This window comes from Gayadomonas joobiniege G7 (assembly GCF_000300815.1).
Classification (GTDB): domain Bacteria; phylum Pseudomonadota; class Gammaproteobacteria; order Enterobacterales; family Alteromonadaceae; genus Catenovulum; species Catenovulum joobiniege.
Genome location: NZ_AMRX01000007.1, coordinates 1 through 15675, shown reverse-complemented (window position 1 = coordinate 15675; position 15675 = coordinate 1). Strand labels below are relative to the sequence as shown.

At 44.1% G+C, this 15675-nt stretch carries 10 protein-coding genes and 3 rRNA genes; 9 read left to right on the top strand and 4 right to left on the bottom strand.

What is annotated here, in order from left to right:
* Positions 1-7 precede the first annotated feature (7 nt).
* Entirely contained in the window at positions 8-964 is a 957-nt protein-coding gene (locus tag C727_RS0112225; RefSeq protein WP_017445933.1) for an AAA family ATPase, read from the bottom strand.
* A gap of 109 nt (positions 965-1073) precedes the next feature.
* On the opposite strand from C727_RS0112225, the gene C727_RS18520 reads away from it, so the two are divergent.
* Positions 1074-1589 carry a DNA-deoxyinosine glycosylase gene (locus tag C727_RS18520; RefSeq protein ID WP_017445932.1) on the top strand — a complete coding sequence of 172 codons (516 nt, stop codon included), beginning with the start codon at positions 1074-1076 and terminating at the stop codon, positions 1587-1589.
* 18 nt (positions 1590-1607) lie between these two features.
* On the opposite strand, the gene C727_RS0112215 is transcribed toward C727_RS18520, so the two are convergent.
* Together C727_RS0112215 and C727_RS0112210 are read right to left on the bottom strand one after the other, a co-directional pair.
* Positions 1608-1880, bottom strand: coding sequence for a helix-turn-helix transcriptional regulator (locus C727_RS0112215; protein WP_017445931.1), 273 nt, complete (start codon positions 1878-1880; stop codon positions 1608-1610).
* 134 nt (positions 1881-2014) lie between these two features.
* Entirely contained in the window at positions 2015-2902 is an 888-nt protein-coding gene (locus tag C727_RS0112210) for a TIGR01777 family oxidoreductase (protein WP_017445930.1), read from the bottom strand.
* A 108-nt stretch (positions 2903-3010) separates the two neighbouring features.
* On the opposite strand from C727_RS0112210, the gene C727_RS0112205 reads away from it, so the two are divergent.
* Positions 3011-4057 (top strand): AI-2E family transporter, encoded by a 1047-nt coding sequence (locus C727_RS0112205; RefSeq protein WP_017445929.1) that lies wholly within the window; start codon positions 3011-3013, stop codon positions 4055-4057.
* 131 nt (positions 4058-4188) lie between these two features.
* On the opposite strand, the gene C727_RS0112200 is transcribed toward C727_RS0112205, so the two are convergent.
* Positions 4189-4947: an outer membrane protein assembly factor BamD gene (locus C727_RS0112200; protein ID WP_017445928.1), complete on the bottom strand. Its 759-nt coding sequence runs from the start codon at positions 4945-4947 to the stop codon at positions 4189-4191.
* A 121-nt stretch (positions 4948-5068) separates the two neighbouring features.
* On the opposite strand from C727_RS0112200, the gene rluD reads away from it, so the two are divergent.
* The 7 genes from rluD (at position 5069) to rrf (ending at position 15626) form a co-directional block, all read left to right on the top strand.
* Entirely contained in the window at positions 5069-6043 is a 975-nt protein-coding gene (rluD, locus tag C727_RS0112195; RefSeq protein WP_017445927.1) for a 23S rRNA pseudouridine(1911/1915/1917) synthase RluD, read from the top strand.
* Positions 6036-6773 (top strand): peptidoglycan editing factor PgeF, encoded by a 738-nt coding sequence (pgeF, locus tag C727_RS0112190; protein WP_017445926.1) that lies wholly within the window; start codon positions 6036-6038, stop codon positions 6771-6773. The genes rluD and pgeF overlap by 8 nt, the downstream gene beginning before the upstream one ends.
* Before the next feature lie 68 nt (positions 6774-6841).
* Entirely contained in the window at positions 6842-9418 is a 2577-nt protein-coding gene (clpB, locus tag C727_RS0112185) for an ATP-dependent chaperone ClpB (RefSeq protein ID WP_017445925.1), read from the top strand.
* A 59-nt stretch (positions 9419-9477) separates the two neighbouring features.
* Positions 9478-10254, top strand: coding sequence for a CDP-diacylglycerol--serine O-phosphatidyltransferase (gene pssA / locus C727_RS18515; RefSeq protein WP_017445924.1), 777 nt, complete (start codon positions 9478-9480; stop codon positions 10252-10254).
* 490 nt (positions 10255-10744) lie between these two features.
* Positions 10745-12272: ribosomal RNA gene (locus C727_RS0112175) — 16S ribosomal RNA — on the top strand.
* 266 nt (positions 12273-12538) lie between these two features.
* Positions 12539-15412 (top strand): 23S ribosomal RNA (locus C727_RS0112170).
* Between the two features lie 100 nt (positions 15413-15512).
* Positions 15513-15626: ribosomal RNA gene (rrf, locus tag C727_RS0112165) — 5S ribosomal RNA — on the top strand.
* The 16S, 23S and 5S rRNA genes sit together here, the layout of an rRNA operon.
* Positions 15627-15675 lie beyond the last annotated feature (49 nt).

Genomic DNA, 15675 nt, shown 5'->3' with positions numbered 1-15675 from the left:
AGTTAGTTTAGGCAACGGCTACGAGAGAACGAATTTTATCGAGTACCTGATTGGCGCTAATGCCGTCAGCCTCAGCTTCATATGAAAGTATAAGTCTGTGCCTTAGGACGTTATGCAGTACACTTTGCACATTTTCTGGACTGACAAAATCCTGTCCCTTTAACCAAGCATCCGCTCGGGCACAGCGGTCTAATGCTATGGTGGCTCTTGGTGAAGCCCCGCAAGCAATCCATTGGGCCAACTGGGGATCATATTTTGCTGGATCGCGCGTTGCGATAATTAGATCAACAATATAATTTTCAATTGCGTCATCCATATAGATGTTTAAAACAGACTCACGTGCGGCAAAAATAACATCTTGGCTGAGTGCTTGGATCTCGTTTTGTTGGTGGTTTAAGGCTTCGCCGCGAGTTAAACGTAAAATTTCTCGCTCGCTGCTAGCGCTAGGATAGTCAATTTCTAAATGTAATAAAAATCTGTCAAGTTGAGCTTCAGGCAGTGGGTAGGTCCCTTCTTGTTCAAGCGGGTTTTGGGTTGCCATGACCATAAATAGGTCAGGTAAAGCATAGGTTTTTTTACCAACAGTCACTTGTCTTTCGGCCATGGCTTCAAGCAAAGCAGATTGCACTTTAGCCGGTGCTCGATTGATCTCATCGGCTAAAATTAGATTATGAAAGATGGGGCCTGGTTGAAAATTAAAGCTGCCATCTTCGGGACGGTAAATGTCGGTGCCCGTTAAATCTGCGGGTAGTAAGTCAGGCGTAAATTGAACCCGGTGAAAATCACCATGTACGGCTTTAGCAAGCGCGTTAATCGCGCGGGTTTTAGCCAACCCCGGTGGCCCTTCAACTAATATATGGCCGCCCGCTAAGAGGGCTACTAACATATTTGAGGTCAATTCTGATTGACCAATAATCTGACTATCTAAATAGTTGCGTATTTGAGTAAAAGCCTGAGTTGTCATAGTGCTGCTCTGTTAGTTATTTTTGCCTGTCTGTGACACAAATTTTATTATAGAGTTCATAATTATTGGGTTTATCGATTTAAATTCAACCTTTTTGGTAATTAAAAGTATGCAAAGTCAATCGTTTAATGCAATTTGTCAAAATAATGTCAAAGCGGTAATTTTGGGCAGCATGCCAGGAATGCGCTCTTTACAGACACAACAATATTATGCTCATCCAAGAAATGCATTTTGGCCGATAATGAGTGCCTATTTTAATTGGCCAGATGATTTGACTTATGAGCAGAGATTAAAAAGATTACAAGCTGGTAAATTAGGGCTTTGGGACGTTATTGCTAATTGTTATCGTGAAGGGAGTTTAGATAAAAATATTAAATCAGAATCTATCGAAATAAACGATTTTAAAAGTCTGTTAAGGAGGTACCCTAATTTACAGACTTTTATCTTAAACGGTGGCACGGCTAAACGGCTTTTTATTCAGCATGTGATAAAAAAACAAACATTTAACCGAGCATTCAACTATTATGCGCTGCCGTCAACCAGCCCAGCAAACGCATCCATGAGTTTAGCGCAAAAACAATCGGCTTGGTTTAGCGTGCTTGAGCTTGCGTTAACCCAATCATAGCGTACCGCTGAGCAAAGATTAAGCGGCTTGGTTGTCCGCCTCAGAGCTGCCAATATTAACCAACCGCTGAATGAGCTCATCAAAGGTTGTTAAACCTTCTTTGGGCTGTGATTTTTGCCAACAAATTTTGAGCATAGCTAAAAATTGATTAGCACTAGGTTCGCTTTTACCAACGACCCAGTTGTGATAGGTTGCGCGTGATACGTCAACAGCCTTATACAGATCTTTCTGCGCGAGACCGGCTTGTTTACGTGCGACTTCGATTTGTCTGCCACTTATAAATTTGTCCATACTGATAAACCAACTACTACTCAATGCTGTTATTCAGAACACAATGGAAAAGAATATTTCGGGTAGACTTCTTATAGCATGTAATCATTTAATTCGCAAAGAAATATTCTAAATATTCTCAATTTTTTAAGGACTTAACAGGCCGCTAAAGCTTGATTTAATTTGGTGTATTTAAAGGTAAAACCTTCGGCTTTTAATCGCGCAGGATAAACCGCTTGACCATAAACCAAAAGGTCTGCTAGGTCGGCAAATACCAGCCGAAGCAGCCATTCTGGTGTCGCTAAAAATGTTTTTCTGTGATGGCGCTTAGCAAGGACTTGGCTGAAAGTTTTATTATTAACAGCCTCTGGCGCAGTTAAGTTATAAACGCCATGGCAACGCTCGTTTTTTAATAAAAATAATATTGCATTGACTTCGTCATCAAGATGAATCCATGACATCATTTGTTGACCGCTTGCGATTGCGCCGCCTAACCCTAATTTAAACACTGGATTCATTTTTTTTAGCAAACCGCCTTGGCGGGCCAAAACTAGGCCTGTTCTGATCAGGCAGACCCGAGTTTGGTTAGCGGCAGTTAGGGCTAGTTCTTCCCATTTTTTGCAAAGTCGATGACTAAATTCTGGATAAGGCGCGGCATAATCTTCGTCAATTATTTTGTCATTAGGCTGACGACCATAATAACCAACAGCTGAGCCACTGATAAAAACAGCTGGTGGTTCTGGACATTGAATGATACGTTCGGCAAGTGTTTGGGTTAGCTGCCAACGACTTTGGCATATTTTATTTTTTTGTCTCTCGGTCCATCGTTTATCAGCAATAGGTTCACCAGCCAAATTGAGGACAGCGTCAAAATTAAATTCGTCAGCAGTTGGCAATTCAGTGAGAATGTTGACATGTTCGGGTAGTTTCTGCCGTGCCGTTTCTACTTGCCGGGTGAGCGCAAATATTTGGTGGTCGTTAGGTAACTGTTGGACTACCGTTTGGCCGATTAAGCCCGTTGCGCCTGTGATTAAAATTTTCATCTTTGTACCTGTTTAATGTACTTGTAAATTTAACTGGTATGACCGGCTGCTTTGCTTTATTTTGTTATTCCTATTTAAACGAAAATAAAAAGTTGACGGATCATCACAATGTCGATTAGTAATCATCCAGCGTTTAGACTCTTTGTTGTATTGGCGGCCATAGTGATTATTTTGGCTGGTTTGAAATCGTCGCAGCAAATTGTTGTTCCATTTTTAATGTCAGTGTTCATAGCGATTATCTGCCATCCAGCCATTGTATTTTTAGCCAAATTCAGGGTACCAAAAGTGCTTGCAGTGAGTATAGTGATTGCGTTGATCATTATTGTTGGTTTTTCGCTCGCTGGACTGGTGGGTACTTCAATTAATAACTTCACTGAAAATTTACCTGAGTACAAAGAAAAACTTCAAGGAGAAATCACATGGTTAACCAACAAGTTAGCCGAGTTTAATATTTTTTTAGACCGTAAACAGTTGATGGAATATTTAGATCCAGGTTCATTAATGTCGGTGGCATCTAACATGTTAACAGGCCTTGGCAATGCGCTTGCGAATATTTTTTTAATATTATTAACGACAGTTTTCATGCTGTTAGAGGCTGGCACACTACGTAAAAAGATTTATCTTGCGTGGGAAGACGCCGAAGCACACGATGAACGCATTAAAATTTTTTTAAATTCAGTCAATAATTATTTAGCGATTAAAACATTAGTGAGTATAGGCACAGGTTTATTAGCGGCTGCCTTGTGTTGGGCTGTAGGCGTTGATTATGCAGTTTTGTGGGGCGTCGTTGCGTTTTTATTTAATTATATTCCAAATATAGGTTCAATTTTTGCGGCTATCCCTGTGGTTTTGTTAACTATGATACAAATTAACCCCTATATGGCTTTGGTTGTGGCGATTGGCTATTTATTAATAAATACCATTATGGGCAACATGGTTGAACCCAGATACATGGGAAAAGGTTTAGGGCTGTCCACTCTGGTTGTTTTTTTAAGTTTAGTTTTCTGGGGGTGGCTGTTAGGGACCGTTGGTATGTTATTGTCAGTGCCCTTAACCATGATTGTAAAAATTGCCGCTGAAAGCAGTCGATCAACTAATTGGTTCGCTGTGTTATTGGCCAATCAAAAAGACGTTAAACAACACTACCAAGATTAGAGCAAGATTAATGTTTAAAGATAAGCTTAAAGGGTTTTAATTTTTATCCGGATATAAAAGGCCCCTGCCATAGTGTTAGGGGCTTAAATCTAGTTAAGTTGAATACTGACTGGCGCTATGGCTAATATTGTTTAATTTACCAGAGCATTTTCAGGGTAGTTTAATTTTAAAACTTGGTAAGTATTTTCATATAAATCAGTCAATTCTAACTCTCGATAGCTGACCAGCATCATTTCTAATGCGCGCTCAACCTGCCCTGTGTCACCCAAATGCTCCAATACGTATTTGGCTCGGTTGGCCGCCGCAACGTAGGCGCCACGGCGCATATAATATTCAGCTACGGCAAGCTCACTGTGAGCGATAAAGTCTTTAATGTAGACCATGCGTTGGCGAGCATCTTTGGCATACTTACTTTGCGGATACTGATTAATAATGGTGTTAAAGTCATTAAAAGCATTTCTGTGCTCGGTAATATCTCGATCGAATCGATCAATACCAGCCATTTCTTGCAAAGCATTACGGGCGGCTTTCATATTTGTTAAACCGCGCATGTAATAAACATAATCTATATCGGGATGAGTGGGATTGAGTTTTAAAAATCTATCGATTGAGGCCAAGGCTTGACTGGTATTATCTGTTTTATAATAAGAATAAATTAAATCAAGCTGAATCTGATGCGAATAGGGACCAAATGGAAAACTCGCATCCAGTGCAGACAAAATTTCAGCAGCTCGAACATAATTACCTTGTGCTAATAGGTCTTTGGCTTCTAAATATCTGGCTTCGACTTCACTCTGCTCTGCAACGACGATTTCATCCGGGGTGTTGGAGCAGCCGGAAAGAATAGTAAAGGCCAGTGATGTTGCCAGCAGGGTAGGCTTTAGCTTCAATTTGACTCCCTCTTTATTAAAATAATATGAATTCAACCGCAATACGCGGTACAATTTGTTAATTAACGCATTTTAACTCAGCGCGAGCTAACTTGCACTGCTTTATCACAAAACGAGTATTATGACACAAACCATCTTACTGACAGGTACTTTGCCAGAAAGTGCCATAGGTCGTCGACTAGATCAGGCGATTTCTGAACTTTTTCCTGAATATTCCCGCTCTCGTTTAAAAGAGTGGCTATTAGCCGGACAAATTACGGTCAATGGCGAAATCATCACTAAACCTAGAGAAAAGGTTATAGGTGGTGAGCTAATTGAAATTAAAGCCGAGCAAAAAGTTGAAGTCAAAGCACCGGCACAAAATATAGAGCTAAACATTGTTTACGAAGATGACGATATTTTAGTGGTGAATAAACCAGCTGGTTTAATTGTCCACCCAGGGGCGGGTAATCCTAAAGGGACCTTGATGAATGCTTTATTGCATCATTATCCGGAAATTGAAGCGGTGCCGCGTGCGGGTATTGTACACCGTTTAGATAAAGATACCACTGGCTTGATGGTGGTTGCTAAAAATCTAACGGCACAAACTTCGTTAGTTAATCAGCTCCAAGATAAAACTGTGACGCGCGAATATGAAGCAATTGTAAATGGCAATTTAACCGCTGGTGGCATTGCTGATTTTCCAATCGCCCGTCATCCTGATAAAAGAACCATAATGGCCGTTGTGATGGACGGTAAACCAGCAGTTACCCATTATCGGGTCGCCGAAAAGTATCGCTCCCATACCCGGTTAAGATTGCGCCTTGAAACAGGGAGAACTCACCAGATCCGGGTGCATATGAGTCACCTAAAACATCCATTGGTAGGTGACTTTAGTTATGGTGGACGGGTTCGCCCGCCGAAAGGGGCCAGCGATGAATTAATAGAAACTTTGCGCGGTTTTAAACGTCAAGCACTGCATGCCGCTATATTGGAACTTGAACATCCCGCAACTGGGGAGTGGATGCAGTTTAAAAGCGAAGTACCAGATGATATGCAAATAGTTGCTGATGTGTTGCGCGCAGATAGGTTAGCGCATCCGGATGAGTATGTATAATTATTCGTCATTTGTACCCGACTGGCCAGTCCCTGCGAATGTAAAATCGATCCAGACGACAAGAAAGGGCGGGTGCAGTGCTGGGCCTTATCGGGGGTTCAACCTTGCTTTGCATGTGGGGGATGAGCCGGAGATTGTTGCAAAAAACCGGCAGCAATTACCTCATTTTCAACATATCCATTGGTTAGAACAGGTCCATGGTGTAAAGACTTTGCTGGTAGAAGCTGCCCCTTTATCGCTAACGCAGGCCGATGGCTCATACACTTTTGCACCCACTCAAGTGTGTGCGGTGATGACAGCCGATTGTTTGCCAATTTTATTAAGCAACCGCAATGGTGATTTTGTCGCTGCGTTGCACTGCGGGTGGCGTGGGTTAGCTGCAGGTATTATAAAACATCAATTACAGCAATTGGCTTTGCCGAATGAAGGTATGCTTGCTTGGTTAGGACCTGCAATCGGTCCGGCTGCATTTGAAGTTGGCAGTGAGGTTAAACAAGCCTTTTTGCAAAAATCTACTCAATTTGAAACTGCGTTCAACGTCAAGTCAGGTGAAAAGTTCAATGCAGATTTATACAAAATAGCCAAAATCCAACTCAATCAACTTGGCGTTATGGACATTTTTAGCCAACATGAATGTACATATCAACAAGCAGATAAATATTTTTCATACCGAAGAGACGGGCAGACAGGCCGTCAAGCCAGTTTAATATGGTTAGATAAAAAGGCTTAATTTAAAGCTTGATATTTGCTTGATGTCCCCCCATTTGAGTAATAAACACACCAAGAGTGAGGTTTATTATGAGACTAGATAAATTTACCAGCCAATTTCAAATTGCACTTTCCGACGCTCAGTCTTTAGCACTAGGGCGCGACCATCAGTATATAGAAGCGATTCATTTGATGCACGCCTTGCTCAACCAAGAAAATAGCAGCGTGCGTAATCTCTTAACGCAAGCCGGCGTCAATGTTGCAGGTTTACGATCTCAACTGTCTAAAGCGCTGGATGCATTACCTAAAGTAGAAGGTAGCAGTGCTGAAGTTCAACTCGGTCGGGAAATGGTCAATTTATTGAATCAGACCGATAAACTTGCGCAAAAACGTAAGGACAAATTCATCTCATCCGAGTTGTTTGTATTGGCCGTGTTAGATAGCAGTGGTGAGTTAGCCAGGTTATTAAAAGAAGCCGGGGCTAATAAAAGTGCAGTTGAGCAGGCGATTGACAAAATGCGTGGGGGACAAAATGTTGACGACCCGAATGCTGAAGATACCCGCCAAGCACTAGAAAAATATACACTTGACCTTACTGCGCGGGCTGAGCAAGGCAAACTTGATCCAGTAATTGGGCGGGATGAAGAAATAAGACGAACAGTGCAAGTGTTGCAACGTCGTACCAAAAACAACCCTGTTTTAATCGGTGAACCTGGGGTAGGTAAAACAGCCATCGCCGAGGGGTTAGCCCAGCGTATCATTAATGGTGAAGTACCTGAAGGTATTAAAAATAAAAGAGTTTTATCTCTTGATTTAGGCGCGTTAGTGGCTGGTGCTAAATACAGGGGTGAATTTGAAGAGCGGCTAAAAGCAGTCTTGAATGAATTAGCCAAAGAAGAAGGCCAAGTCATTTTATTTATTGATGAATTACATACTATGGTTGGTGCAGGTAAAAGCGAAGGGGCAATGGATGCAGGCAATATGTTAAAACCCGCGCTTGCCCGTGGCGAATTGCATTGTGTTGGAGCGACTACGTTAGATGAATACCGTCAATATATTGAAAAAGACGCTGCATTAGAAAGGCGTTTTCAAAAGGTTTTTGTTGACCAACCAAGTGTGAATGACACTATCGCTATCTTACGCGGGTTGAAAGAGCGTTACGAGTTGCATCATTCGGTTGAAATTACTGATCCTGCGATAGTGGCCGCAGCCTCTTTATCTAACCGTTATATTTCTGACCGTCAATTGCCAGACAAAGCAATTGATTTAATCGACGAAGCTGCTTCTAGTATTCGAATGCAAATAGACTCAAAACCAGAAGATTTGGATCGGCTAGAACGCCGTTTAATACAATTAAAGCTAGAACAACAAGCGTTATCAAAAGAGAAAGACGAAGCGAGTAAAAAACGTTTGCAGCTTTTAGAAAACGAAATTGCAGAGAATGAAACTAAATACAAAGAACTTGAAGAGATTTGGAATACGGAAAAAGCAGCTTTGCAAGGTGCGCAAAATATAAAAACTGAATTAGAACAAGCGCGTCAAGATATGGAGGTGGCGCGCCGCGCCGGAGATTTAAGCCGTATGTCTGAACTCCAGTATGGCAAAATTCCAGCGTTAGAACGTCAGCTGGATCTAGCCTCACAAGCCGAGATGCAAGATATGAGTTTGTTAAAACACAGAGTGACAGAAACCGAGATTGCAGATGTTTTGTCACGCTGGACAGGCATTCCGGTTGCTAAAATGTTAGAAGGTGAACGCGAAAAATTATTGCAAATGGAAACCGTTTTACACGAAAGAGTGGTGGGCCAAAATGAAGCGGTTGACGCTGTTGCAAACGCGATTCGTCGTTCACGTGCAGGGTTATCTGATCCTAATAGGCCGATAGGTTCTTTTTTATTTTTAGGTCCAACAGGGGTTGGTAAAACGGAATTGTGTAAATCTTTGGCAAACTTTATGTTTGATTCTGAGCAAGCTATGGTTCGGATAGATATGTCCGAATTTATGGAAAAACATTCAGTTGCCAGATTATTAGGTGCGCCTCCTGGTTACGTTGGTTACGAAGAAGGGGGCTATCTGACTGAGGCAGTACGACGCCGACCCTATTCGGTTATTCTATTAGATGAAGTGGAAAAAGCGCATCCCGATGTGTTTAATATTTTACTGCAGCTTTTGGATGATGGCCGCTTAACAGATGGGCAGGGTAGAACCGTTGATTTTAAAAACACTGTGGTTATTATGACGTCTAACCTTGGCTCAGATTTGATTCAAGAACATTTTAACCGCGAACCGAATAATTATCAGGGGATGAAAGCAGCTGTGATGGAGGTGGTCGGTCAACACTTTAGGCCAGAATTTATCAATAGAATTGATGAAACCGTCGTATTCCATCCGTTGGCGTCAGAGCAAATAAAACAGATAGCCAAGATCCAAATTTCAGGTTTAACAGCTCGATTGGCAGATAAAGGATATCAATTGGAAATCGCTGAGAGTGCATTAGACAAATTATCTGAAGCTGGCTTTGATCCTGTATTTGGTGCTAGGCCGTTAAAAAGAGCAATTCAACAGCAATTGGAAAACCCGCTTGCTCAGGATTTGCTCGCTGGTCGCCTGCAGACTGAAAAAACCATTGTTGTTGAAGCAAAAGATGGTAAATTAGTCTTTAATTAAAAGGCACTTAAACATAAAGGAGCCAACATTAATGGCTCCTTTTTAAATTTAGAGATATTATGACTGAGCAACAAGACACGATTAAAAGCCGAAAAAAAGGAATCTACCTACTTCCTAATTTACTCACCACCGCAGGCCTGTTTTCAGGTTTTTATGCTGTCATAGCCTCAATGAACGATCAATTTATTAGTGCGTCGGTCGCAATATTTATTGCCATGATATTTGATGCGCTGGATGGGCGTGTCGCGCGAATGACTAATACCCAAAGTGCGTTTGGTGCAGAGTACGATAGCATGTCAGACATGGTTTCATTTGGTATTGCGCCTGCATTGGTTGTTTATAATTGGGCACTATCTGATTTAGGTAAAATTGGCTGGTTAGCCGCGTTTATATTCACGGCCGGTGCAGCACTGAGGTTAGCGCGTTTTAATACAACCTTAGACACCGCAGATAAAAACTATTTCACAGGACTTGCGAGTCCTGCTGCGGCGGCTATTGTTGCGGGTATGGTCTGGCTAGGGGCTGATTATCAAATTGACTTAGAAACTTTTTCTTTTTTAGCAGTGATCATCACTATTCTGAGTGGTTTATTGATGGTGAGTAATTTCCGGTATTCCTCTTTTAAAGAAGTTGATTGGAAATCTAGAGTTCCTTTTATCGCTGTTTTACTCATGGTCTTCGTATTTGTCGTAGTGGCGACTGAACCCGCTTTAATTTTATTTAGCCTATTTTCGATTTATGCGTTGTCCGGTCCTATTTTAACGTTTCGCAGCGTACGTGAGCTTAAAAACAAAGAACAAAACAGTGTCAAAACGCATGTGACTGATAAAGACTGAATATCATTTATTATTTAGCGTGGACAAAAGGGGCAATAGCCCCTTTTGTCGTTTAAGAGACTGGATTGGTCTGGTGAAAAGTGTGAAAAGTAAACAAATTGATGCTTATCTGAGCAAACAAACCTAAATTTAAAATAATCGAATAAAAAGCATTGACGGCACTTAATATCTCTCTATAATGCGCCCCCACAACGCAGCGACACGGCAACAAACGCCGGGAAGCAAAGCGACGCAAGTTAAGCCCAATCGGCTCAAACTAAAAAGTTTTAAACGATTGAAAATAAAGGCTTGACAAGCAACTTGAGAAGCGTAAAATGCGCGCCTCACTTGAGCAGTTTAAAACAAACGCTCAAGCAAAATGTTCTTTAAAAATTTGGTAACCTTATTTATCTGTGTGGGCACTCGCATCATTTGAATAGACAAAAAATTATTCAGTTGATTGAGTGACTAAACAGTCAATTCAGTACGATTGAAGCAAAGATTAAAACTTTTTTTGAAGAGTTTGATCATGGCTCAGATTGAACGCTGGCGGCAGGCCTAACACATGCAAGTCGAGCGGAAACGAGAATAGCTTGCTATTCGGCGTCGAGCGGCGGACGGGTGAGTAATGCTTGGGGATCTGCCTCGTTGTGGGGGATAACCATTGGAAACGATGGCTAATACCGCATAATACCTACGGGTTAAAGAGGGCTTAGGCTCTTGCGACGAGATGAACCCAAGTGAGATTAGCTAGTTGGTGAGGTAATGGCTCACCAAGGCGACGATCTCTAGCTGGTTTGAGAGGATGATCAGCCACACTGGAACTGAGACACGGTCCAGACTCCTACGGGAGGCAGCAGTGGGGAATATTGCACAATGGGCGCAAGCCTGATGCAGCCATGCCGCGTGTGTGAAGAAGGCCTTCGGGTTGTAAAGCACTTTCAGCAGTGAGGAAAGGGTGTTGGTTAATACCCATCATCTGTGACGTTAACTGCAGAAGAAGCACCGGCTAACTCCGTGCCAGCAGCCGCGGTAATACGGAGGGTGCGAGCGTTAATCGGAATTACTGGGCGTAAAGCGCACGTAGGTGGATAGATAAGCTGGTTGTGAAAAACCGGAGCTCAACTCCGGCCGTGCATCCAGAACTGTCTGTCTAGAGTAAGGGAGAGGGGGGTAGAATTTCAGGTGTAGCGGTGAAATGCGTAGAGATCTGAAGGAATACCGGTGGCGAAGGCGGCCCCCTGGCCCATTACTGACACTGAGGTGCGAAAGCGTGGGTAGCGAACAGGATTAGATACCCTGGTAGTCCACGCCGTAAACGATGTCTACTTGCTGTGTGTGTCTTTAAGACGTGCGTAGCGCAGCTAACGCGATAAGTAGACCGCCTGGGGAGTACGGCCGCAAGGTTAAAACTCAAATGAATTGACGGGGGCCCGCACAAGCGGTGGAGCATGTGGTTTAATTCGATGCAACGCGAAGAACCTTACCATCCCTTGACATCCACAGGAGAGCGTAGAGATATGCTTGTGCCTTCGGGAACTGTGAGACAGGTGCTGCATGGCTGTCGTCAGCTCGTGTTGTGAAATGTTGGGTTAAGTCCCGCAACGAGCGCAACCCTTATCCTTAGTTGCCAGCATTTAGTTGGGGACTCTAAGGAGACTGCCGGTGATAAACCGGAGGAAGGTGGGGACGACGTCAAGTCATCATGGCCCTTACGGGATGGGCTACACACGTGCTACAATGGACAGTACAGAGGGAAGCGAACTTGCGAGAGTAAGCGGATCCCTTAAAGCTGTTCGTAGTCCGGATTGGAGTCTGCAACTCGACTCCATGAAGTCGGAATCGCTAGTAATCGCAGATCAGAATGCTGCGGTGAATACGTTCCCGGGCCTTGTACACACCGCCCGTCACACCATGGGAGTGGGCTGCAAAAGAAGTAGGTAGCTTAACATTGGGCGCTTACCACTTTGTGGTTCATGACTGGGGTGAAGTCGTAACAAGGTAGCCCTAGGGGAACCTGGGGCTGGATCACCTCCTTAACGATGCTATTTAAAGTGCTGAGTGTTCACACAGATAAATAATGGGTTACTAAATATAAAGCTATTGATATCAGCGCAAAGTGAATGTTAATCATTTTGCAGTGATATCAATCACCTGCTCTTTAACAATCTGGATTGTAGTAAATATCTCTAATAGAGAATTAAATTTGTTCAATTTAAAACTGAAACGAGTTTGATCAAGCAAGACCAAGTATTCAATAAACGATGGTGCTTATTGTATAACCTGATAAACATTCGGGTTGTATGGTTAAGTGACTAAGCGTGCACGGTGGATGCCTTGGCAATTGGAGGCGATGAAGGACGTGTTAATCTGCGATAAGCTATGACGAGTCGATAAAAGACGCATGAGTTATAGATTTCCGAATGGGGCAACCCACCCTTTTAGGGTATCTTAATGTGAATATATAGCATTAAGAAGCGAACCGGGAGAACTGAAACATCTAAGTACCCCGAGGAAAAGAAATCAACCGAGATACCGAAAGTAGCGGCGAGCGAAATCGGTGCAGCCGATAAGATTAAGTCCAGCAGAACATTCTGGAAAGTTTGGCCATAGCAGGTGACAGCCCTGTATGCGAAAGACTTAAGCTTACATATTAAGTAGGTCGGGACACGTGATATCCTGACTGAAGATGGGGGGACCATCCTCCAAGGCTAAATACTCCCAATTGACCGATAGTGAACCAGTACCGTGAGGGAAAGGCGAAAAGAACCCCTGTGAGGGGAGTGAAATAGAACCTGAAACCGTGTACGTACAAGCAGTGGGAGCTCTTCGGAGTGACTGCGTACCTTTTGTATAATGGGTCAGCGACTTATATTTTGTAGCGAGGTTAACCGAATAGGGAAGCCGTAGCGAAAGCGAGTCTTAACTGGGCGCTTAGTTGCAAGGTATAGACCCGAAACCCGGCGATCTACCCATGGGCAGGTTGAAGGTTGAGTAACATCAACTGGAGGACCGAACTCACTAACGTTGAAAAGTTAGGAGATGACTTGTGGGTCGGAGTGAAAGGCTAATCAAGCCGGGAGATAGCTGGTTCTCCCCGAAAGCTATTTAGGTAGCGCCTCGGACGAATACCACTGGGGGTAGAGCACTGTTAAGGCTAGGGGGTCATCCCGACTTACCAACCCTTTGCAAACTCCGAATACCAGTGAGTACTATCCGGGAGACACACGGCGGGTGCTAACGTCCGTCGTGAAGAGGGCAACAACCCAGACCGCCAGCTAAGGTCCCAAATACCAATTAAGTGGGAAACGATGTGGGAAGGCTTAGACAGCTAGGAGGTTGGCTTAGAAGCAGCCACCCTTTAAAGAAAGCGTAATAGCTCACTAGTCGAGTCGGCCTGCGCGGAAGATGTAACGGGGCTAAATTGGTAACCGAAGCTGCGGATTTAATCTTAGATTAAGTGGTAGGGGAGCGTTCTGTAAGTGGATGAAGGTGTGTTGTAAAGCATGCTGGACATATCAGAAGTGCGAATGCTGACATGAGTAACGATAAAGCGGGTGAAAAACCCGCTCGCCGAAAGACCAAGGTTTCCTGTCCCATGCTAATCAGGGCAGGGTAAGTCGGCCCCTAAGGTGAGGGCGAAAGCCGTAATCGATGGGAAACGGGTTAATATTCCCGTACTTTTATTGACTGCGATGGAGAGACGGAGAAGGCTAAACTGGCTTGGCGATGGTTGTCCAAGTGAAAAGTTGTAGGTTGAGGGCTTAGGCAAATCCGGGCCCTTAAGACTGAGAACTGAGACGAGTATCTACGGATACGAAGCAGTTGATGCCCGGCTTCCAGGAAAATCTTCTAAGCTTCAGGTCAATAAAAACCGTACCCCAAACCGACACAGGTGGTCAGGTAGAGAATACTAAGGCGCTTGAGAGAACCCGGGTGAAGGAACTAGGCAAAATAGTACCGTAACTTCGGGAGAAGGTACGCCACGTTATTGTGAAAGGCTTAACGTCTGGAGCGAGAGGTGGTCGAAGTAACCAGGTGGCTGGAACTGTTTATTAAAAACACAGCACTCTGCTAATTCGAAAGAAGACGTATAGGGTGTGACACCTGCCCGGTGCCGGAAGGTTAATTGATGGGGTTATCCATATGGAGAAGCTCTTGATCGAAGCCCCGGTAAACGGCGGCCGTAACTATAACGGTCCTAAGGTAGCGAAATTCCTTGTCGGGTAAGTTCCGACCTGCACGAATGGTGTAATCATGGCCACGCTGTCTCCACCCGGGACTCAGTGAAATTGAACTTGCTGTGAAGATGCAGTGTACCCGCGGCTAGACGGAAAGACCCCGTGAACCTTTACTACAGCTTGGCAGTGAACATTGAACCTACATGTGTAGGATAGGTGGGAGGCTATGAATCAGCGTCGCTAGATGTTGTGGAGCCATCCTTGAAATACCACCCTTGTATGTTTGATGTTCTAACCTCGGCCCATCATCTGGGTCAGGGACACTGCCTGGTGGGTAGTTTGACTGGGGCGGTCTCCTCCCAAATAGTAACGGAGGAGCACGAAGGTTGGCTAAGTACGGTCGGACATCGTACGGTTAGTGCAATGGCATAAGCCAGCTTAACTGCGAGACAGACACGTCGAGCAGGTGCGAAAGCAGGTCATAGTGATCCGGTGGTTCTGAATGGAAGGGCCATCGCTCAACGGATAAAAGGTACTCCGGGGATAACAGGCTGATACCGCCCAAGAGTTCATATCGACGGCGGTGTTTGGCACCTCGATGTCGGCTCATCACATCCTGGGGCTGAAGTCGGTCCCAAGGGTATGGCTGTTCGCCATTTAAAGTGGTACGCGAGCTGGGTTTAGAACGTCGTGAGACAGTTCGGTCCCTATCTGCCGTGGGCGTTTGAGAATTGAGGGGGGCTTCTCCTAGTACGAGAGGACCGGAGTGGACGAACCTCTGGTGTTCCGGTTGTTCTGCCAAGAGCATTGCCGGGTAGCTAAGTTCGGAATCGATAACCGCTGAAAGCATCTAAGCGGGAAGCGAGCCCCAAGATGAGTTTTCACAGACCCTAGAGGTCCTGTAGGGCCCTTGTAGACTACAAGGTTGATAGGTTGGGTGTGTAAGTGCTGTGAGGCATTGAGCTAACCAATACTAATTGCCCGTGCGGCTTAACCATACAACGCCAAATGTTTATTGGGTTAAACTCGAAGCGAAAGCGAAAAACAGAATAAAGCGAACAAATTTAAAACTACAATCAAGATTGTGACCAGTTTATGCCTGACGGCGATAGCATTGTGGAACCACCTGATCCATTTCGAACTCAGAAGTGAAACACAATAGCGGCGATGGTAGTGTGGGGTTTCCCATGTGAGAGTAGCACACCGTCAGGCTTCTCCTTCGAAGCCCTGAGTGAATACTCAGGGCTTTTTTTATACCTGC

Excerpts from the sequence above, each read along its gene's own strand:
- C727_RS0112225 (WP_017445933.1), bottom strand. The coding sequence starts at position 964 with ATGACAACTCAGGCTTTTACTCAAATACGCAACTATTTAGATAGTCAG.
- C727_RS18520 (WP_017445932.1), top strand. The coding sequence starts at position 1,074 with ATGCAAAGTCAATCGTTTAATGCAATTTGTCAAAATAATGTCAAAGCG.
- C727_RS0112215 (WP_017445931.1), bottom strand. The coding sequence starts at position 1,880 with ATGGACAAATTTATAAGTGGCAGACAAATCGAAGTCGCACGTAAACAA.
- C727_RS0112210 (WP_017445930.1), bottom strand. The coding sequence starts at position 2,902 with ATGAAAATTTTAATCACAGGCGCAACGGGCTTAATCGGCCAAACGGTA.
- C727_RS0112205 (WP_017445929.1), top strand. The coding sequence starts at position 3,011 with ATGTCGATTAGTAATCATCCAGCGTTTAGACTCTTTGTTGTATTGGCG.
- rluD (WP_017445927.1), top strand. The coding sequence starts at position 5,069 with ATGACACAAACCATCTTACTGACAGGTACTTTGCCAGAAAGTGCCATA.
- pgeF (WP_017445926.1), top strand. The coding sequence starts at position 6,036 with ATGTATAATTATTCGTCATTTGTACCCGACTGGCCAGTCCCTGCGAAT.
- clpB (WP_017445925.1), top strand. The coding sequence starts at position 6,842 with ATGAGACTAGATAAATTTACCAGCCAATTTCAAATTGCACTTTCCGAC.
- pssA (WP_017445924.1), top strand. The coding sequence starts at position 9,478 with ATGACTGAGCAACAAGACACGATTAAAAGCCGAAAAAAAGGAATCTAC.